The following is an 18636-nucleotide window of genomic DNA, read 5'->3' as shown; positions in this document are numbered from 1 at the left end:
GCCCAATTCTATCGGCCCCTCGACCCGGGACCCGGTCCTCGACCGCAGTTGTCCACAGCACCGCGGAGTTGTGGAGGCCATGCGAAGCGGGGCGGCACCCCCACAGCACCGCGGAGTTGTGGAGGCCATGCGAAGCGGGGCGGCACCCCCCCAAGGGAGTGCCGCCCCGCCAAAAACAACTTGCGTCAGTGCGAGTGCCCGTGGCCAGCGGCCTCCGGCTCTTCCTCGACCGGTTTCTCGACCACGGAGCTCTCCGTGGTGAGCACGAGCCGGGCGATGGACGCCGCGTTCGCGACGGCCGAGCGGGTCACCTTGACCGGGTCGACGATGCCGCCCGCGATCAGGTCGGTGAGCTCGCCGGTGGCGGCGTTGAAGCCCTGGCCCCAGCCCTGCTCCTGGACCTTGTTCACGATGACCGCGCCCTCGTGGCCCGCGTTCGTCGCGATCCAGTGCAGCGGGGCGGTGAGCGCGTCGCGGACGATGGCGACACCGGTCGCCTCGTCGCCGGTCAGGCCGAGGTTGCCCTCGAGCTCCTTGACCGCGTGCACCAGCGCCGAACCGCCGCCGGGCAGGATGCCCTCTTCGACGGCCGCCTTGGTCGAAGCCACGGCGTCCTCGATGCGGTGCTTGCGCTCGTTCAGCTCGGTCTCGGTGGCCGCGCCGACCTTGATCACGGCCACGCCGCCGCCGAGCTTCGCGAGCCGCTCCTGCAGCTTTTCGCGGTCCCAGTCGGAGTCGGTGGTCTCGATCTCCTTGCGGATCTGCGCGGTCCGCGCGGCGATGGCGTCCTTGGTGCCCGCGCCGTCGACGATCGTCGTGTCGTCCTTGGTGACGACGACCCGGCGGGCCTTGCCCAGCGAGCTGAGGTCGACCTCGGACAGCTTGCGGCCGATCTCCGCGGAGATCACCTCGCCGCCGGTCACAACGGCCAGGTCGTCCAGGAACGCCTTGCGGCGGTCGCCGAAGAACGGGGCCTTGACCGCGACCGCGGTGATCGTCTTGCGCAGCGAGTTCACCACGAGGGTGGACAGCGCCTCGCCGTCGACGTCCTCGGCGATGATGAGCAGCGGCTTCTTCGCCTCGACGACCTTCTCCAGCACCGGGAGCAGGTCGGCCAGCGCCGAGATCTTCTCGCGGTGCAGCAGGATGTAGGCGTCCTCGAGGATCGCCTTCTGGTCCTCCGGGTTGGTCGCGAAGTGCGCCGACAGGAAGCCCTTGTCGAACTGGACGCCCTCGGTGATCACGAGGTCGGTCGCCAGCGTGGACGACTCCTCGATGGTGATCACGCCGTCCTCGCCCACGCGCTCGACGGCCTCGCCGAGCAGCGCGCCGATCGTCGCGTCACGCGAGGTGACGGTGCCGACCTGGGCGATGTTGTCGCGGCCCTTGACCGGGGTGGCCTTGGCCTTGAGGACCTCGATGACCTTCTCCGCGGCCGCCTCGATGCCCTTGCCAACCGAAGTCGGGTTGGCGCCGGCGGCGACGTTGCGCAGGCCGTGCTTCACCAGCGACTGGGCCAGCACCGTGGCGGTGGTGGTTCCGTCGCCCGCGACGTCGTTGGTCTTGGTGGCGACGCTCTTCGCGAGCTGCGCGCCGAGGTTCTCGAACGGGTCGTCGAGCTCGATCTCACGAGCGACGGTGACGCCGTCGAGGGTGATCGTCGGGCCGCCGAACTTCTTGTCGAGGACGACGTGGCGACCGCGCGGGCCGAGGGTGACCTTGACCGCGTCGGCGAGCTTGTTCACCCCGCGCTCGAGCGCGCGACGAGCGTCCTCGTCGAAACTGATCTGCTTGGGCATAACGCTTTCCGCTTACCTTTCGGTTGTCGTGCGACGCAAAACGCCCCGCACCCCGGCATGAGCGGGGCCCGGGGCGTCCTTGCGCTGCGAGTGACGCGTCAGTTGATGACGGCCAGCACGTCGCGGGCGGAGAGGATCAGGTAGTCCTCGCCGTTGTACTTGACCTCGGTGCCGCCGTACTTGGAGTAGATGACGACGTCGCCGACAGCCACGTCCAGCGGAACGCGGTTGCCCTTGTCGTCGATGCGGCCCGGGCCCACGGCCAGAACCTTGCCCTCCTGGGGCTTCTCCTTGGCGGTGTCGGGGATGACGAGGCCGGAAGCGGTCGTCTCCTCGGCCTCGCTCGTCTGGACAACGATCTTGTCCTCGAGCGGCTTGATGTTCACGCTCACCGGGTTGACCTCCACGGTCGTCGAAAGCGTCGGCATGATGACTGGTTACGGCTCATACCACCCCCGCCGTCGCGGGTGCCGGGGCGTGTCCGGGCCGTTCGATTAGCACTCTAGCCATGTGAGTGCCAGCTTCGCAAGGAGGGTCCGCCGGACCTGGCGAAATGCCAGGCGGAAGCCGCTGACCGGCCACTTTGTTCCAGGGCGCGAGCGAGCGTCCGGCACGGGGCGGCAGGCGGCCGGGGCATCGCCGTGTGCCCGTTCGGCCGCATCCGGCGGATAAACCCCACTAACTCCCCCGGCAGCTGGTTGGATCCGCACAGACAGGCATCTCACCCCTGGAGCCCTCTATGCCCCGCTCACTCCCGTGGCGCCTGGCCGCTGCCACCACCGGGCTGCTGGCATTGGTCGCCGCCGCCGTGCCCGCCTCCGCTCAGCCCGCCAACGAAGCCCGCCAGCGCGCGTTCGCCGGCGCAGCCTCCGAATTCGGCGTCCCGGAGGACGTCCTGCTGGCCGTCTCGTACCTGGAATCCCGCTGGGATACTCATTCCGGTGCGCCCAGCACCGCCGCCGGGTACGGACCGATGCACCTCACCGACGTCCGCACCACCGGCCTGCGGACCAGCGAATTCGACAACCCCGACGAAGACCCGCGCGGCGACGACTCTCGCCCGGCCTTGCGCCTGCGGCCGCTCGAAGCCCCGACTCCCCCGCCCGGCAGCCAGACCATCGACAAGGCCGCCGAACTGCTGCACACCGACGCAGCGAAGCTCCGTACGGACGCCGAAGCGAACATCCGCGGCGGAGCGGCACTGCTGGCTGAGTACCAGCGAGAGTTGGGCGTCAAGAGCGACAACGCGAAGGACTGGTACGGGGCCGTCGCGCGCTACAGCGGCCCGGAGGACGTCACCGGCGCGCGTACGTTCGCCGACGAGGTCTTCGCCACCATCGCCAGCGGCGTCGCGCGTACGACCGATGACGGGCAGGCCGTCAAGCTCGCCGCGACCTCCGGCCTCACCCCGGACCGCGCGCAAGCGGACCGTCTCGGCCTGCGTGCCGGAAAGCCGCCGGCCACCGAGTGCCCGAGGTCGCTGTCCTGCGAATCGGTGCCCGCGCCGTTCCAGAAGATCGGCGACAGCTACGGCAACTACGACAAGGCCGACCGGCCGCGCGACCAGAAGATCGACTACATCGTCATCCACGACACCGAGGGCTCCTGGGACTCGGTGATGAAGCAAGCCCAGACCCCTGGCCAGACCGCGTGGCACTACACGGTCCGCTCCTCGGACGGGCAGGTCGCCCAGCACGTGCCGACCAAGGACGTCGGCTGGCACGCCGGGAACTGGTACGTGAACGAGAAATCACTCGGCGTCGAGCACGAGGGCTTCGCCGCGCAGGGCACCTGGTTCACCGAGGCGATGTACCGCCAGTCCGCGAAGCTCGTGCGCTACCTCGCGCACCGCTTCGGCGTTCCGCTCGACCGGGCGCACATCCTCGGCCACGACAACGTGCCCGGCCCGAACGCGGACAAGATCAAGAGCATGCACTGGGACCCGGGCCCGTACTGGGACTGGGCGCACTACTTCGACCTGCTCGGCACCCCGCTGGAGCACAGCGGCGACCCGGATTCCGGGCTGGTCATGATCGCGCCGGAGTTCTCCGCCAACCGTCCGGCGTTCACCGGCTGCGACAAGATCGGATCCGGAAACCCTTGCCCGGAGCGGAGTTCGGGGGCGGTCGTGCTGCACACCGAGCCGAGCTCGTCCGCGCCGCTGCTGTCCGATGTTGGCATGCACGGGCCTGATCCGTCCACAATGGATGTCGCGGACATCGGCAGCCGCGCGGCCACCGGCCAGAAGTACGCCGTCGCGGACACCAAGGACGGCTGGACCGCGATCTGGTACCTCGGCCAGAAGGGCTGGTTCCGCAACCCGGGCGACGCGCCCACCGCGTATCCGGCGGACGGATTCGTCGCGACTCCCAAGCAGGGCAAGGCGACCGTGCCGGTCTACGGGAGCGCGTACCCGGAGGCCAGTGCGTATCCGAAGGACGTTCCGGTGCAGGAGCTCAAGCCGTTGCCGTACCAGCTCGGCGCGGGCCAGAAGTACTCGGTCGGCGGGCTGACCGGCTCGGAGTACTACTCGGCGTCCTTCGACGTCGCGACCAACAAGGTCGTGAAGGGCAAGGCGAAGTACGTGGAAATCCAGCTCGGCCACCGCGTGGCTTACGTCAGCCGCGACGACGTCGACCTCGAACCGGCGTCCTGACCGCGGACTCGTGAGTGGCTGTGCCGGTTAGAACCGGCACAGCCACTCACGAGTCCAGAGCCACCTTCACGCCCGCGCTGGCCTCGGTGTTGCGCCGGGTCTTGGCCCAGCCGTTGCGACCGCGCACCAGCCGGAACAGCGCGCGCCAGGACGTGATGTAGAAGGTGTAGATGTAGGCCGCGTACAGCAGGCCCATGCCGAGCCCGCGGAAGATATTCTTGCTGCGCAAGCATTTCATCTGATAGATCGGGCCCCACACCACGAACGGCAGCAGCCCGAACGAACCGTAGATCGCGAACAGGATCCAAGCGCCGCCGGTGAACCACGTCCACACCTGACCCGGATCGCCCGCGGTGCTCACGAGCAGCATGACGAACGGAACCGGGTACAGCAGCGAGCCGAGCAGCTGCATCCAGGGCTGCGCCAGGTAGTACATCATCTCGGCGGCGCCCAAAGTGGACACGTGCGGCGAGTCCCAGATCCGGCGCAGGTACCGCATGCACTGCATGGTCCCCTGACCCCAGCGCGTGCGCTGCACCAGGAAGCGGCGAAGACTGTACAGGCCTTCTTGCGCCACATGAGAATCCGGCGTGAACCCGGTGCGCCAGCCGGCGGTGAGCAGGTGCACGCCGAGTTCGAAGTCCTCCAGCAGCGAACCGCGCCACGGAGCGAGTTCGTCGCCCGCGATCGAGTCCAATGCGGACAGCCGGGTGAACTGTCCGTTGCCGCCCATGGAGATCGTGCCGGTGAAGCCGCGCGACGTCTGGATCGCCGCGATCGCGGTGCGGAACTCCAAGTCCTGCAACTGGGCGAGCTTGAGCCCGAAGGCGCGGGAGAACCACGTGCGACCGGGCGGTCGGCTGCGGAAGTTGCTCATCCGGACGTCGAGTTGAACGGCACCAACGGTTTCGTCGCCGAACAGATGGTCTGCCGCGCATACTTCGAGGCAGTTGGGCGCGGGACGGCCGTCCGCGTCGACCACCACGACCACTACCCGGTCCCGGTCCGCGTCGGGACCGAGCCAGTCGTCCAGCTCGCGGTAGGCGGCGTTGAGCGCGTCTCCCTTGCCCGTACGCGCTTCCGGGCGCTGGCGCGCGACGAGGTGCAGATTCGGGTCGTAGCCGCCGTTGCGCCGCCACACCGAGCGCACGACGCGGGCGGTGCGGTCGTCGGAGTCGTCGTCCACGACCCACACGTGCGCGCGGCGGAAGGTGCTGCGCAGGTACTTCACCGTCTCGCGGATCACCACCTCCTCGTCGCGGCAGGGGACGAAGAAGTGCCAGGAAAAGTCGGCCGGATCGCCGACCGGAGCGGGCTTGCGGCGCAGGTACGGCACGACGATCACCACGACGTACACGAGGAACGCGACGCTCATGGTGAGCGCGAACGCCTGCGTGACCGACAGCAGGATCTTCAGGCCGGAGCTGCTCACGCCGCGGCCCGTTTCTCAGCCTTCGTCTTCCGCGTCGCCAGCCACACGAACAGCACCAGCGAGATCGCGCCGCCGATGACGCTGACCAGCGAACCGAGCAGCGTGTGGCCCCAGTAGTAGCCCTCGTCGGTGCCGAGCCCGTTGACGAGCCCGACGATGGTGAGAATCCGTAACTGATTAACCAGAATCACCGTGATCGCGGAAATTCCCAGCGAGAAAAAGAGCCTGCGGGCATTCTGTGGCCGGAACCACAGAAGTGCGGCGGTTACTAAAAGCAACGGCAGCAGAAGGAATACCGACGAGCATTCCGGAGTCATCCGCAACCCGAATGGAGTATCGCCGGACAACCCGAAGTAGACCGATTCCCGGTTTCCGGCCACATAGACCCCCGATGAGGTGATGACCCGGAGGATGACCCCGGCCAATTGCACCTCCAGTTCCCGGTACCCGCGTTCCACGAGCACCAGCACCACCCCCGCGGCGAGCACCCCGAACACCGCCATACGCAGCGGAAACCGGGATGCGCCTGACACCGGCGCGTTGACTGCTGTCACGACGACCCTCTCGAGAAGAAACCCAGCGGAACCGGGGCGGACCCGGCCACGGTCGTGTCCGCGGCGGCTTCCGCCCTGCGCCGGGCAGTCCCATTCCGGGGACACCCGAGCAGCTTTCGGCATATTCTTACGCAAGCTTGCTACTCCGTTGGAGTGATGCTTCACGCAACCTGGGGAAAAGCGAATTCTTATCACCCGATGTGGTGATTGAGGGCAAAAACTGTGCTATTTCGGAAACCTCCGGCGATAACCGATCCGCGTGCCGACTCTTGCTCACCGGGATTCGTCCGTGCAGCGGCTCGCCCTGAGAAAAATCGGAGGACCAGTGAAGAGACACCTCGTGCGACGAGGCGGAATGCTCGCCGTTGTCGTGGCGAGCATCGCCTTGGCCGGAGCCGCTCCGGCCAGCGCCGCTCCCGGCGACGGGTCGGCCTACGGCGTCAACGTCGACGTGACGCTGCTCGGCCAGCCCGCGGTGCACCTCGGCCCGCTCGCGGCCGCGAACACCAACGGCCCGACGGAAAGCACCGCGGTCTCCGCGAACGTTCCCGGCGTGCTCACCACCGGCGTGATCAAGACGTCCGCCGTGCGCGACGACAACTCCGGCGCGGTCACGTCGAAGGCGTCCGTCGCCGACGTCGGACTGCCGCTGCTCAAAGCCGCCGTGGGCAATGTGGGTGCCAAGGCGGTCGAAGCCGTCTGCACCGCGACCCAGGAAGGCGTCAAGGGCAGCACGACGCTGGTCGGCGCGAACCTCGGCAGCCTCGGCAACGTCGACGCCACCCCGGCGGCGAACACCGAACTGAAGGTCCAGGTCGGCCCGCTGCACGTGGCGACGTTGATCCTGAACGAGCAGATCAAGAACAAGGACGGCAGCCTCACCGTCAACGCCCTGCACCTGAAACTGCTCGGCGGCGACGCGCTGGGCGCGCTCGGCTCGGGCGACGTGATCCTGTCCTCGGCGACCTGCGGCCCGGCCGCCCCGCCGATGCCGCTCGCCTCGGGCGCGGGCATGTGGATCGGGTTCGGCGTGGTCGCCGCGATCGCGGTGCCGGTCGGCCTGCGCTTCTCCCGGCGTCGTTCGGCTGCCTGACCCCGGTGAGGTGATGGAGCGATGTACAAGATGCCTGGCGCCGGGGTCGGCGTGGCCGGTGGCGGGGTGGGTACCCTCGCCGCCACTGGCGCTGACGTCGGCTGGTGGCTCGCGGTCGGCGTGGCGCTGGTGATCCTCGGGATCGCCGCTCTGATCGCCGTCCGCCGCCGGAATCGGCGGTTCTCCCGCCTGGACGGCTGAAGAATCCGGGCTGCCGGCCCGATCCCGCCGGCAGCCCGGATTTCCGGGACACTCGAAAGGGTGAAAACGTTGGACGTGATGCTGCTGGCCGGGACGCGCCCGGAGGCGGTGAAGCTCGCGCCGCTCGCGCTGGCCCTGGAGGCCCGGCCCGGGCTGCGGCCGCTGGTCGTGCACAGCGGTCAGCACCAGGGCATGGTCGAACAGGCGCTGGCCCCGTTCGAGGTTGGGATCGACGCGTGGCTCGACGTGCCGCCACGGGTGTCCGGCACGCAGGCGGAACTGGTGTCCGGCCTGCTGCCCGCGCTCGATGCCGCGCTGCGCCGCTACCAGCCGTCGGCGGTCGTCGTGCAAGGCGACACCACCACCGGACTGGCCGGCGCGCTCGCCGCGTTCTGGCTCGGCATTCCGGTGGTGCACCTCGAAGCCGGACTGCGTACGCACGACTTGGCGTCGCCGTTCCCCGAGGAGGGCACGCGGCAGATGATCTCGCGGATCGCCGCATTGCACCTTGTCCCGACAGCGGCCGCGGGCGCGGCATTGGCGGCCGAGGGCGTGCCTTCGGAGCGGATCACGCGTACTGGCAACACCGTCGTCGACGCTGTGCTCGCGGTGGCGGCGCGTGACCTGCCCGCCCGCGATCCGGCGCTTGCCTTGCTGGAGATGGGAATCGCCGAAGCGGGCGAGCAGTTGGTGCTGGTGACATCGCACCGCCGCGAGTCGTGGGGCGAACCGTTGAAACGCACGCTGACCGCCGTGCGCCAGATCGTCGACGCCCATCCACGCGTGCAAGTGCTGTTCCCGGTGCATCCAAATCCGGCCGTGCGGGAACAGGTCGAGGAAGTGCTGGGCGGGGTCGCGCGAGTGACCGTCACCGAGCCGTTGGAGTACCCGGACCTCGTGCGCGCACTGCGGTTGGCGTCGCTCGTGTTGACGGATTCCGGTGGTATTCAAGAAGAAGCGCCGACCTTCGGCACCCCCGTGCTGGTGCTGCGTGACACGACGGAACGCCCGGAGGCCGTCGAAGCCGGCTGCGCTTGGCTGGTCGGCACTGACACCGAGCTGATCACCGATACCGCCGCGCGCATTCTCCGCGGCGAGATCAGTGCTGCCGAGTCAACGAATCCGTACGGAAACGGTTCCGCGGCCGCACGGTCAGCTTCGGCGATCGAGGCGCTGCTAGGAGTGTCCCTTGATGCCGCTGCCCTGGTGAGTCCTAAAGGGACACAACATTGACCGGCAAGCCTGGGTTCGCCGAGAAGTCCAGCGGTGCCACGGATCGACCGGCCGCTACCACGTGCGCACCCAACGCCGCGATCATCGCGCCGTTGTCCGTGCACAGGCGCGGCCGCGGCACACGCAGCTCGATGCCTGCCTCCGCGCAGCGCTCCGCGGCCAGCTCGGAAAGCCGTGAATTCGCTGCCACGCCACCGGAAATGACCAACGTGCCGATGTTGTGTTCACGCGCGGCGCGGATCGCCTTCGCGGTGAGCACGTCCGCGACCGCTTCCTGAAAGGACGCCGCGACGTCGTTCACCGGCACCTGGTCGCCAGCTCGCTCGGCGTTCTCCACCCAGCGAGCCACTGCCGTTTTCAAGCCAGAGAAGGAAAAGTCGAACTTCGCGTCGCGCGGACCGGTCATCCCGCGCGGGAACGCGATCGCCTTCGGGTTGCCCTGTTTGGCTGCCTTGTCGATCGGCGGCCCGCCCGGGTACGGAAGATCCAGCACGCGCGCGACCTTGTCGTACGCCTCGCCCGCCGCGTCGTCCACAGTGGACCCGAGCTCGGTGATGCTCGACGCGATGTCGTCCACTCGCAACAGTTGCGTGTGGCCGCCGGAAACCAGCAACGCCAGCACCGGCGTCGGCAACGGACCGTGCTGCAACGTGTCCACCGCGATGTGCCCGGCAAGGTGATTCACGCCGTACAGCGGCACATCCAGCGCGGTCGCATACGCCTTCGCCGCCGAAACGCCCACCAGCAACGCACCAGCGAGACCCGGCCCGGCCGTCACCGCGATCGCGTCCACATCGGACAGTTTCAGCCCGGCCGTGGCGAACGCGCGCTCCGCCGTCGGCACCATCGCTTCGAGATGCGCGCGGCTGGCGACCTCCGGCACGACCCCGCCGAAGCGAGCGTGCTGGTCGACACTGGACGCGACCTCGTCGGCGAGCAGCTCCACCGTGCCGTCGTCGTGCAGCCGGACGAGGCCGACCCCGGTCTCGTCGCAGGAGCTTTCGATGCCCATGATGACGCGCGCCATCAGCCGGCCACCTCGTCTCGTGCCGGGGCCTGCGCGGGGCGGGCCATGGTGAACGCGTCCGCGCCGGAGGGCTGGTAGTAGCGCTTCCGGATGCCGAGCTTCTGGAAACCGTGCGCCTCATACAGGTTCACGGCGGGGTCGTTGTCCGTGCGCACTTCGAGGAAGACCGCCGCGTGCAGCTCGTCAGCGCGCGTCAGCAACGCACGCAGAAGGGCCTTGCCGATGCCTTGCCCCTGCGCCTCCGGCACGACGCCAATCGTGTGAACGTTCGCTTCGTAGTCCCCGCGGCGCCCGACCACCGCGAGCCCCGCGTACCCAAGCAGCGTCTCCCCGTCGTCCGACCGCGCCGCCAGGTAGTAATGCCCCTGGTCAAGCTCGGAATGAAACGCGCGCGCACTCCACGGGTCATCGCCGGGAAAGAGGATCTTCTCGATCTCCGCGCACCTCGCGACGTCAGCGCGGCGCAGTTGGTCGAGCTTCACAGCGCAGTCACCCTCTTGCGCGCCGTGGGCTCGACAGCGTCCGGACGACGCAGGTACAGCGGCGTCAACGGCTCCGGCTCCGCGCGTTTGAGAAGCGCCGTACGCGCCACGCGCACCAACCCAGCCGGCGACGGAAACCGCGGCTCGATCGGCACCACGCCCACCGCTGCCGCGTACTGCAACGCACCGTCGCCCGCCGCGACGCGAATGTCAGTCTCGATGTCCGCGGGCCGCTGTACGTGGGGACCGTCCGTGCGCGCGCCCGAAGCGTCGTACGCAGCCCAGTAGACCTCGCGGCGCCGCGCGTCCGTGAAGACGAGAAACGGCTTCTCCGTGCGTACGACGTCCGCCGCGATCGCGTCGAGACTGCACACCGGGTACGCCGGGATGCCGAGCGCGTGCGCGTACGCAGCCGCCGTGGCCATGCCAGCGCGCAGTCCGGTAAACGGGCCCGGCCCGACGCCGCACACGATCGCGTCGAGCTCGCGAAGCGTGACCCCAGCCTCCTCGGCAGCGGCCAGCGCATGCGGGGCGATCAGCTCGCCGTGCGCCCGAGGATCCACCGTGACGCGGTCCGCCCGGGTGACAAGCTCAGCCTCGTCGACGGCGACGATGCCCGCCGTCACCGCCGGAGTAGCCGTGTCGATCGCCAATACCAGCACGATTTCCCAGGATAGCTCTGGTCCGATGGGGACCGGGGAGCGGGCGGGTCGGTTTCCGAGGTCCGGAAAGATACGTTCCGTGACTAAGCTGTCTTACGCGGCCCTGGTGGGCATGGCGCTGGTTTTGGCTGGTTGTTCGGCCCCTCCGGCTCCTCCGGCGGAGTCTTCCGCCCCGCCCGAGGCGCCCCCGCTGCTCAACGTGCGGAAATACGAACAGGACCCGTGCGCGCTGCTCCCGCAGGCCGCGGAGGTCTTCAACGCGGTCCGCAATCGCGAGACCACCGGTGCCGTCATGCCGTCCTGCACCTGGACCGACAGCAAGAACAGCACCCTGACCATCGGCTTTGCGGGAGCAGTAGGCGGCCTCGCCGCCATCGGCCAAAACCGGAGCAGCACCGGCTACTTCGACCCAGCCCCCGCGATCGACGGATACCCGGCGGCTTACACCAACGTCCTCGACAACCGAGGGCAAGGCGGCTGCCAGGTCGCGGTCGGTGTCCGCTCCGACGAGACGTTCACCAGCTCAGTCGTCCTCCACCCGCGGTCCCCGTCCTACGACGACCCCTGCGCGGTCGCCCTCAAAGCAGCCACGGCGGTCGTCGCCACCCTCAGGTCAGCTTCCTGAGACCTGCCCGGCTTGGGGGATTTTGTCCACACGCGGAACCTCGACCGATTAAGCTCAGTCAGAGCATCGGCAGTCGCAGACAGTGCCGCCGGGAGCCGAGGGGGAGCGTCATCGTGGGCAATGGGCAGTCGTCCAGCAGCAGCGAGCCGTCGGACGGGCGTGCTGGGTACGTCGACCCGGAGGAACAGGCCAAACGCGACCGCCAGGACAAGCAGTACGGCGAAGCGATGAACTCCACCGGCACGCGGGTCTACCAGCAGCGCGCGGCCGAAGACGCCAAGGTCAACGCGGCCGCGGCGGGCGGCGGGTTCAACATGGACGTCGACGCGATGCGGAAGCTGCAACCCAAGTGGCAGGGGATCGCGGACAAGCTCAGCGACATGATGCGGCTAGGCGATCAGTTCAAGGGGCTGCCGCAGCCCGCCGACGACCCGGCCAGCACGCTGCAGAAGCAGGCGGCCGACAGTCACGCCGACGCCTATATGGCAAGCCTCAAGCAGCAGCAGTCCTACGCACAGGGCTACGCGAATCAGCTGAGGGATGCCATCGCCAAGTACGAAAAACAGGAGCACGCAAACACCGCCGGCCTGCGCAAGCAAGGATGACCCGGTGAAGACGACCGTTTACGCTGCGGCAGGCGCGCTCCTGCTGCTCACTGCGACCGCCTGTTCTTCCAACCCGGGCACCCCAACCCCGGCGACCTCGGAGTCGTCCGCGGCTCCGTCCAGCACCGCGAGCAACGTACCGCGGGTGACCAGCCCGCTCGACGCCACCAAATACGAGCAGAATCCCTGCGCCCTGCTCAGCCAAGCCCAGGCGACCCAGCTCATCAACTCCGTTCGCAACCGCCAGGCCGCAGGTGCCGTCGCGCCCATCTGCAGCTGGTACGACGCCGACGGCAACAGCGTCGGCCTCGGGCTGCTCCCGCACCAGGGTGGTTTGGCCAGCGCGTATCAACACCAAGACAGCCAGTCTGGCTACTTTGAAGCGATCCCCGACATCGATGGCTACCCGGCGGTTCTTTCCGGAACGACCGACAGCCGGAAAAGTGGTGGTTGCCAGGCCATCGTCGGTATCACCGACGACGAAACCTTCACCAGTTCGATCCTGCTCCAGCCACAATCGCCGCTCTATCAGGATCCGTGCTCGCTGGCGGTCAAAACTGCCGCGGCCGCCATCACGACGATCAAAGCCGGTGCTTGATGGCGAGACGCATCGTGCTGGATGTCATTCGCGACGCCGCCGGCTCCGGGGTCGCTGGGCCAGAGTCAGCCAAACCGGTCGCCTTCGCCGCAGCCGGGGGTCTCCTTCTGCTCGCCGTCGCTGCCCGTTCCTCAAACCCGGAGACCCCGGTTCCAGCGACGCCCGAGTCGTCTTCGGCACCGACCAGCACCGCGCACAACGTGCCCAAGGTGAGCAACCCGTTCGACGCCGCCAAATACGAGCAGAACCCGTACGCCCTGCTCAGCGACGCGCAGGCGACTGAGGTCATCAAGGCCGTCCGCCACCGGCAAGACCAAGGCCTCGTCGCGCCGCTGTGCACTTGGTACGACGACAGGGACAACAGCGTCGGCCTCGGACTGCTTCCCGGACAGGGCGGCCTCGCCGGTGCCTACACCAACGCCGACAGCGAATCCGGCTACTTCGAAGCCGTACCCGACGTCAACGGCTATCCCGCCGTCTCCGCTGGCACCACCGACGCCCGCAAACGAGGCGGATGCCAAATCGCCGTCGGAAGCAAAGACGACGAGACCTTCACCGCCTCCGTGCTGCTCGACAAATCGTTCCCCGGATACAACGACCCGTGCGCACTGGCAGCAAAAACAGCGGCCGCTGCCGTCACCACTCTCAAGGCAGGTGCTTGATGGCTAACCTCTCCCCGCAGGAAATCATTCGCCTGGTCAAATCGGGCAAGGGGTCCGGCGGCATGTTCCACGGTTCCGACCAGTCGGCGGCCCTCTCCTCGCAGCACGAGGACATCGCCAACGAGATGCGGCAACTGCAGAGCTCGATGGACGAGTACTGGAAGGGCGACGCCGCCGGCCGGGCCTACGCCGGGGCCGGGCCGCTGGTCCAGGCTTCCCAGACCAGCGGCCAGCACCTCGCGCAAGCGCAGGCGCTCTACTCCGGCCAGGGCGGTTCCTTCGACGGACTGCGCGACAAAATCGTGTCGGTCGGCGATCTCGGGGACAAACCGTCGGACGACTGGGTCAGCGACACTCCGTTGTCCTTCCTCTCCAACCGTGCCAACGAGATCGACGCGTGGAACAAGAAAGCGCAAGAAGTCGTCAGCAGTTACGAGTCTTACCACGGGGAATCGACGGAAAACTCCGCTCGCTGGGCGGACCCGTCGCAATACGGGCAGCTCGCGCTTCCCTCCGCCGGCGGTGACTTCACCATCACGCAGCCCGGCGGCACCGGCACGGCGCATCTGCCCACGCACTACACCCCGGGCGGGCCGGGCGGCACCGCTGGCACCTACTCCGAGGGCGGGTACGTCGGCGACAGCACCGGCAGTACCGGCGGCAACACCAGCCACGGCGACCACACCAACGATCGCACTGGGCCGCCGGGAACGCTGCCTCCCTCGGAGACTCACCGGTGGGATCCGGAGCGCTACACCCCGCCGCCCGGTAATCCGCCGGAGTCGGGGCATCATGTGCCGCCGCCGGGCAACCTGCCGGACGAGACTCGGACGTCCAGTTACGTCCCGCCGGATCTGACGAGCGTCAACAACCCCAACAGCACCAGCAATCCCCATTCCTGGTCGTTCAACAGCAGCAACCCCAACACCACCGGCGGGGGCGGCGGGTTGTACACGCCGGGGCTTCCGGGGATCGGCGGAGGCAGCGCGGGCAGCCTCGGCAACGGCGGCGGCAACGCGGGCAACGCGGGCAACAACGTCGGCCGAGGAGCGGGAACTGGCACTGGGACGTTCGGCAGCGCCGAAGCCGCCGGGCGAGGCGGGGCGGCAGCGGGGGCCAACGGGCGTGCCGGAGCACCGGGCATGGGTGCGGGCGCGATGGGCCGCGGGCAGAAGGGCGAAGGGGAAGAAGACCTCGTCCACGAGACCGCCGACTATCTGGTCGAACAGGACCCCGACGCCGCGCTCATCGGGGAGCTTCCGAAGGCGGTTCCGCCGGTGATCGGGCTCTGACGATGCTCGTGCTCGCCCGCGAGGTGGTGCTCCCTGCCGACTGCTTGCCCCTCGCGGCGGAACTGGCTGGGGTTTCGCTCCCGGCCTCGCTCGCGCCCGACCCGCTGTGGCGCGACCCGGAGGAGACGCGCGCGTATCGCGAAGCTGCGGTAAGCGCCATGGCTGACCAAGGCGTGTGGGGGCGCGGCGGTCTGGACGAGACGTTCGTCCGGACCATGACCGTGTTGTGTCGCGGGGCCAGCGAACTGTCGGCGACCGTCGAGAGCGGGCGGGATCGGCGGTATCAGCTGGTCGTCGCGGCGCTCAACAAAGACGCGGTGCTCGCCTGCCACATGCCGTCCACCAGCACGGTGGTGCTGCGGCCGGCCCGGGCGGATGCGCTGGCTGAGGATCTGATCCGGGAGTTGCCGCGCGTCCAGCCTGCGCGGGGGCAGGCGGTGTCGGTGCCGGAATCGGCGTTGAACCTGGCGATCGACGGCGGTCCGGCTCGGCAGGACGTCCGGCATTTGCTTGACGTCGCCGCACTCCCCCGCATCGGCGGCGGGCAGATCACCGCGGCCGTCCGGGACGGGCTCGGCGGGCGGCGGATCAGCGGGCGCGACATCTGCACGTATTACGACACCGAGCACGGCCGCTACCTGTTCTCGTTCTCCGAAACCGAGGGCGGCGAACGGTACGTGAACGTCGCCCCGGCCCGGCACGAAACGATGGTCGAACGCGTGCGCGCGCTGCTCGATAATCTCGCCTGAACCTGGGTACCCCTGACAATCAGGATCTGTGAATCGCGTCGCAGGTGGCGGCCGCCACAAGGCGGTACGGTGCGGTTCCAGGTGCCGGTGACGCAGGAGGTCCGCGAAAGTGCCCGATCCGCTGTTTCCCGCAGTCGCCGCCGGATCCGGCAAGGAAGCGCTGCGCTTCGGCGACCGAAAACTCACCTACGCCGAACTCGGCGCAGTAGCCGGGGCGCTGGCCGCCGAACTGCCCGCTGACCGCCGGGTCGCGGTGTGGGCGACGCCGACGCTGCACACCAGCGTCGCGGTGGTCGCCGCGCTGCTCGCCGGGGTTCCGGTGGTGCCGCTCAACCCCAAGATCGGCGAACGCGAACTCGGCCACATCCTCGCCGACAGCGAGCCCGCGCTGGTGCTCGCCGAGCCCGGCGTCGACCTGCCTGCCGCGCTTGACCTGCCGCGCCACGACATTCCGCTGGCGGGCGACGGCAAGCCGCCGGCCAGCGAGCCGGACGCGGAAGCGCCCGCGTTCATCGTCTACACCTCGGGCACGACCGGTCCGCCCAAGGGCGTCGTACTCCCCCGCCGCGCGATCGCGACCACGCTCGACGCGCTCGAGGACGCCTGGCAGTGGACGGCCGACGACGTACTCGTCCATGGCCTGCCGTTGTTCCACGTCCACGGCTTGATCCTGGGCATTCTCGGACCGCTGCGCCGCGGCGGAACTGTGCGCCACCTGGGGCGGTTCTCCCTCGAAGGCGTCACCGCGGAACTCGCGAACGGCGCGACGATGCTGTTCGGCGTCCCGACGATGTACCACCGGATCGCCGAAGCGGTCGCGACCGACGAAGCTCTCGCCGGCGCGCTCAAGTCCGCGCGACTGCTGGTTTCCGGCTCGGCCGCGTTGCCGGTGCACGACCACCAGCGGATCACCGCCGCGACCGGACAGCAGGTCGTGGAGCGCTACGGCATGACCGAAACCCTGATGAACACCAGCGTCCGCGCCGACGGCGAGCGCAAGCCGGGTTCGGTCGGCGTCCCGCTCGCCGGGGTCGGCCTGCGGCTGGTCGACGAGGCCGGAGCCGAGGTCAGCGAACCCGGCACCGTCGGCGAGATCCAGGTCCGCGGGCCGAATCTGTTCACCGAATACCTCAACCGCCCGGACGCGACCGCCGCCGCGCTCGACGGCGGCTGGTTCCGCACCGGCGACATGGCCACCCGCGACCCCGACGGCTACGTCCGGATCGTCGGGCGCAAGGCCACCGACCTGATCAAGAGCGGCGGCTACAAGATCGGCGCGGGCGAGATCGAGAACGCGCTGCTGGAACACCCGAACGTCGCCGAGGTGGCGGTGACCGGCGAACCGGACGACGACCTCGGCGAGCGGATCGTCGCGTGGGTCGTGCCGGACGGCGCGCGCCCGACGGTCGAGGAACTCGCCGGCCACGTGTCGAAGCTGCTCGCCCCGCACAAGCGCCCGCGCGTCGTGCGATACCTGGATGCCTTGCCGCGCAACGACATGGGCAAAGTCATGAAGCGAGCGCTGGGATGAGGACCACCGCGCGCGAACTGCTGTCCGGCCTCTCCGCCGGGTTCACCGACCTGCCCGTCGCGGACACTCCGGCGGACGATCCGCTCGGCTGGCCGGGGTACCCGGAGGCCAGGGCGGCCGCCGCCGCGCGCACCGGCGAGACCGAATCGGTCGTCGTCGGAGAGGCGAAGATCGGCGACGTGCCCACGGTGCTGATCGCCTGGGAGTTCGGCTTCCTCGGCGGTTCGATCGGACAGCAGACCGGCGACCGCGTCGAAGCCGCCTTCGCCCACGCGAAAGAACGTGGACTGCCAGTGGTTTCGCTGGTCGCGACGGGTGGCAGCCGGATGCAGCACGGCATGCGCGCGCTTTCCCAGCTCCACCGAATCGCCCGCGCCGCCGCGGAAGCACGCGCGGCGGGCGTGCCGCAGATTTCCGTTCTCCGCGATCCGTCCACCGGCGGTGGCTGGGCGACGCTCGGCGCCGGTTCCGACGTCGTGTTGGGCCTGCCAGACGCCCAAGTGGGCTTCGCCGGCTCCCGCGTACGGCCTGCGACGTCTCCGGCAGAGGCGTACACCGTCGAAGCGAAGCTCGAGTGGGGTCAGGTCGACCGTCTCGTTGAAACAGCCGAGCTAGGTGACGTACTCGCGCGATGGCTACAGCTGTTGGCTTCGCCGTCGGCAGAGCCTGCTCCCCCGCCGAAGGCCCTTCGCGACGCCGCGCTGCCCGAAACCGGCTGGGACGCTGTACGAGCCGCACGCGCGTCTTCGCGAGCGCGCGCACCCGAGTACCTCGACGCGTACTTCGACTGGCGAGAGAACGTGCAAGGCGACCGTGCTGGTCACGTGGACGAAGGCGTCCAATGTGGCTTCGGCTGGCGAGAAGGCCGGACGATCGCGTACGCAGCACAGTGCGGCACCGCGACGCGCCCGGCCGGCTTTCGCACCGCAGCACGGCTCGTGCGGCTGGCGTCCCGGCTAGGGATTCCGGTGCTGACTCTTGTGGACACTCCCGGCGCGGCAAACGACGCGGAAGCGGAAGAAGGCGGGATCGGACCAGCGATCGCGGAGCTGTTCGAGGCGATCGCCACCGCCGCTGTCCCGGTCACGACGCTGGTGATCGGCGAAGGCGGTTCCGGTGGCGCGCTGGCTTTCGCCGCTTCGGGTGCTATGTGGATCGCCCCGGACGCCTACTTCTCGGTCACTTCCCCGGAAGCGGCGGCGGCGATCCTGAAACGCCCGATGACCGACGTGCCGGCCGTGGCCGGCCAGCTGCGGTTGCGCCCGCAGGATCTGGTCGGCCTCGGCCTGGCAGCCGGGATCGTCGAGTCCTGACGGGTCACGCCTCGACGGCGCGGACCCGCCACTTGCGCTGCGCGTAGGACGCGAGGGTGGCCGCTACAGCGACTCCCGCGGTTGCACAGCTTGCGATGGCCACGAATACTGCCGTCATTGCG

Annotated in this window: 19 protein-coding genes; 12 read left to right on the top strand and 7 right to left on the bottom strand. The window is 69.0% G+C overall.

Annotated features, from left to right (window positions below; genetic code table 11):
• Positions 1-185: 185 nt before the first annotated feature.
• Together groL and groES are read right to left on the bottom strand one after the other, a co-directional pair.
• Complete coding sequence (gene groL / locus L3Q65_RS40035) at positions 186-1799, bottom strand: chaperonin GroEL (protein ID WP_237597975.1); 1614 nt, start codon at positions 1797-1799, stop codon at positions 186-188.
• 98 nt (positions 1800-1897) lie between these two features.
• Positions 1898-2227 carry a co-chaperone GroES gene (gene groES / locus L3Q65_RS40030; RefSeq protein WP_020662728.1) on the bottom strand — a complete coding sequence of 110 codons (330 nt, stop codon included), beginning with the start codon at positions 2225-2227 and terminating at the stop codon, positions 1898-1900.
• A gap of 311 nt (positions 2228-2538) precedes the next feature.
• Here groES and L3Q65_RS40025 point away from each other — a divergent pair, with 311 nt between their 5' ends.
• Positions 2539-4455 carry a peptidoglycan recognition family protein gene (locus L3Q65_RS40025; protein WP_237597974.1) on the top strand — a complete coding sequence of 639 codons (1917 nt, stop codon included), beginning with the start codon at positions 2539-2541 and terminating at the stop codon, positions 4453-4455.
• 46 nt (positions 4456-4501) lie between these two features.
• On the opposite strand, the gene L3Q65_RS40020 is transcribed toward L3Q65_RS40025, so the two are convergent.
• Positions 4502-5830, bottom strand: coding sequence for a glycosyltransferase (locus tag L3Q65_RS40020; RefSeq protein ID WP_182894686.1), 1329 nt, complete (start codon positions 5828-5830; stop codon positions 4502-4504).
• Between the two features lie 53 nt (positions 5831-5883).
• Entirely contained in the window at positions 5884-6390 is a 507-nt protein-coding gene (gene xrtP, locus L3Q65_RS40015; RefSeq protein ID WP_182894613.1) for an exosortase P, read from the bottom strand.
• Between the two features lie 391 nt (positions 6391-6781).
• Between xrtP and L3Q65_RS40010 the strand changes: the two genes are divergently transcribed.
• The 3 genes from L3Q65_RS40010 (at position 6782) to wecB (ending at position 8968) form a co-directional block, all read left to right on the top strand.
• A complete protein-coding gene (locus tag L3Q65_RS40010) occupies positions 6782-7534 on the top strand; it encodes a choice-of-anchor P family protein (protein ID WP_304504537.1) in 753 nt (250 codons plus the stop codon).
• Positions 7535-7555: 21 nt separating this feature from the next.
• The gene (locus L3Q65_RS40005; RefSeq protein ID WP_067588006.1) at positions 7556-7735 is read left to right on the top strand and encodes an LPXTG cell wall anchor domain-containing protein; all 180 of its coding nucleotides are present in this window, start codon (positions 7556-7558) and stop codon (positions 7733-7735) included.
• Positions 7736-7804: 69 nt separating this feature from the next.
• Entirely contained in the window at positions 7805-8968 is a 1164-nt protein-coding gene (gene wecB, locus L3Q65_RS40000) for a non-hydrolyzing UDP-N-acetylglucosamine 2-epimerase (RefSeq protein WP_182894688.1), read from the top strand.
• Here the strand turns inward: wecB and tsaD are convergent.
• The 3 genes from tsaD to tsaB are packed head-to-tail and all read right to left on the bottom strand — an operon-like array spanning position 8949 to position 11139.
• Positions 8949-9995: a tRNA (adenosine(37)-N6)-threonylcarbamoyltransferase complex transferase subunit TsaD gene (gene tsaD, locus L3Q65_RS39995; RefSeq protein ID WP_182894614.1), complete on the bottom strand. Its 1047-nt coding sequence runs from the start codon at positions 9993-9995 to the stop codon at positions 8949-8951. The genes wecB and tsaD overlap by 20 nt on opposite strands.
• Positions 9995-10477, bottom strand: a complete 483-nt coding sequence (gene rimI / locus L3Q65_RS39990; RefSeq protein WP_182894615.1) for a ribosomal protein S18-alanine N-acetyltransferase — start codon at positions 10475-10477, stop codon at positions 9995-9997. The genes tsaD and rimI overlap by 1 nt, the downstream gene beginning before the upstream one ends.
• The gene (gene tsaB / locus L3Q65_RS39985; protein ID WP_182894616.1) at positions 10474-11139 is read right to left on the bottom strand and encodes a tRNA (adenosine(37)-N6)-threonylcarbamoyltransferase complex dimerization subunit type 1 TsaB; all 666 of its coding nucleotides are present in this window, start codon (positions 11137-11139) and stop codon (positions 10474-10476) included. Before tsaB ends, rimI begins: the two co-directional genes overlap by 4 nt.
• 79 nt (positions 11140-11218) lie before the next feature.
• Here tsaB and L3Q65_RS39980 point away from each other — a divergent pair, with 79 nt between their 5' ends.
• The 8 genes from L3Q65_RS39980 to L3Q65_RS39945 all read left to right on the top strand — a co-directional run bounded on the left by L3Q65_RS39980 (position 11219) and on the right by L3Q65_RS39945 (position 18514).
• The gene (locus tag L3Q65_RS39980) at positions 11219-11764 is read left to right on the top strand and encodes a DUF3558 domain-containing protein (protein WP_182894617.1); all 546 of its coding nucleotides are present in this window, start codon (positions 11219-11221) and stop codon (positions 11762-11764) included.
• A 113-nt stretch (positions 11765-11877) separates the two neighbouring features.
• Positions 11878-12369, top strand: coding sequence for a hypothetical protein (locus tag L3Q65_RS39975; RefSeq protein WP_237597973.1), 492 nt, complete (start codon positions 11878-11880; stop codon positions 12367-12369).
• A 4-nt stretch (positions 12370-12373) separates the two neighbouring features.
• Positions 12374-12967, top strand: coding sequence for a DUF3558 domain-containing protein (locus tag L3Q65_RS39970; RefSeq protein ID WP_237597972.1), 594 nt, complete (start codon positions 12374-12376; stop codon positions 12965-12967).
• On the top strand, positions 12967-13629 hold the full coding sequence (locus tag L3Q65_RS39965; RefSeq protein WP_237597971.1) for a DUF3558 family protein: 663 nt from the start codon (positions 12967-12969) through the stop codon (positions 13627-13629). The genes L3Q65_RS39970 and L3Q65_RS39965 overlap by 1 nt, the downstream gene beginning before the upstream one ends.
• Positions 13629-14921, top strand: a complete 1293-nt coding sequence (locus L3Q65_RS47520) for a hypothetical protein (protein WP_304504536.1) — start codon at positions 13629-13631, stop codon at positions 14919-14921. Before L3Q65_RS39965 ends, L3Q65_RS47520 begins: the two co-directional genes overlap by 1 nt.
• Before the next feature lie 2 nt (positions 14922-14923).
• Entirely contained in the window at positions 14924-15670 is a 747-nt protein-coding gene (locus L3Q65_RS39955; RefSeq protein WP_182894620.1) for an ESX secretion-associated protein EspG, read from the top strand.
• A 109-nt stretch (positions 15671-15779) separates the two neighbouring features.
• Complete coding sequence (locus L3Q65_RS39950; RefSeq protein WP_182894621.1) at positions 15780-17201, top strand: acyl-CoA synthetase; 1422 nt, start codon at positions 15780-15782, stop codon at positions 17199-17201.
• Positions 17198-18514, top strand: a complete 1317-nt coding sequence (locus L3Q65_RS39945) for a carboxyl transferase domain-containing protein (protein WP_182894622.1) — start codon at positions 17198-17200, stop codon at positions 18512-18514. The genes L3Q65_RS39950 and L3Q65_RS39945 overlap by 4 nt, the downstream gene beginning before the upstream one ends.
• Positions 18515-18636 lie beyond the last annotated feature (122 nt).

The sequence above is a fragment of the Amycolatopsis sp. FU40 genome, from assembly GCF_021903635.1.
Taxonomy (GTDB): Bacteria; Actinomycetota; Actinomycetes; order Mycobacteriales; family Pseudonocardiaceae; genus Amycolatopsis; species Amycolatopsis dendrobii.
Note: the sequence above shows the minus strand (reverse complement) of the source record. Positions and strands in the feature narration are given on the sequence as shown.

Coding starts and splice junctions, on each gene's coding strand:
- groL (WP_237597975.1), bottom strand. CDS start 1,799: ATGCCCAAGCAGATCAGTTTCGACGAGGACGCTCGTCGCGCGCTCGAG.
- groES (WP_020662728.1), bottom strand. CDS start 2,227: ATGCCGACGCTTTCGACGACCGTGGAGGTCAACCCGGTGAGCGTGAAC.
- L3Q65_RS40025 (WP_237597974.1), top strand. CDS start 2,539: ATGCCCCGCTCACTCCCGTGGCGCCTGGCCGCTGCCACCACCGGGCTG.
- L3Q65_RS40020 (WP_182894686.1), bottom strand. CDS start 5,830: ATGAGCGTCGCGTTCCTCGTGTACGTCGTGGTGATCGTCGTGCCGTAC.
- xrtP (WP_182894613.1), bottom strand. CDS start 6,390: ATGGCGGTGTTCGGGGTGCTCGCCGCGGGGGTGGTGCTGGTGCTCGTG.
- L3Q65_RS40005 (WP_067588006.1), top strand. CDS start 7,556: ATGTACAAGATGCCTGGCGCCGGGGTCGGCGTGGCCGGTGGCGGGGTG.
- tsaD (WP_182894614.1), bottom strand. CDS start 9,995: ATGGCGCGCGTCATCATGGGCATCGAAAGCTCCTGCGACGAGACCGGG.
- L3Q65_RS39965 (WP_237597971.1), top strand. CDS start 12,967: ATGGCGAGACGCATCGTGCTGGATGTCATTCGCGACGCCGCCGGCTCC.
- L3Q65_RS47520 (WP_304504536.1), top strand. CDS start 13,629: ATGGCTAACCTCTCCCCGCAGGAAATCATTCGCCTGGTCAAATCGGGC.
- L3Q65_RS39955 (WP_182894620.1), top strand. CDS start 14,924: ATGCTCGTGCTCGCCCGCGAGGTGGTGCTCCCTGCCGACTGCTTGCCC.
- L3Q65_RS39945 (WP_182894622.1), top strand. CDS start 17,198: ATGAGGACCACCGCGCGCGAACTGCTGTCCGGCCTCTCCGCCGGGTTC.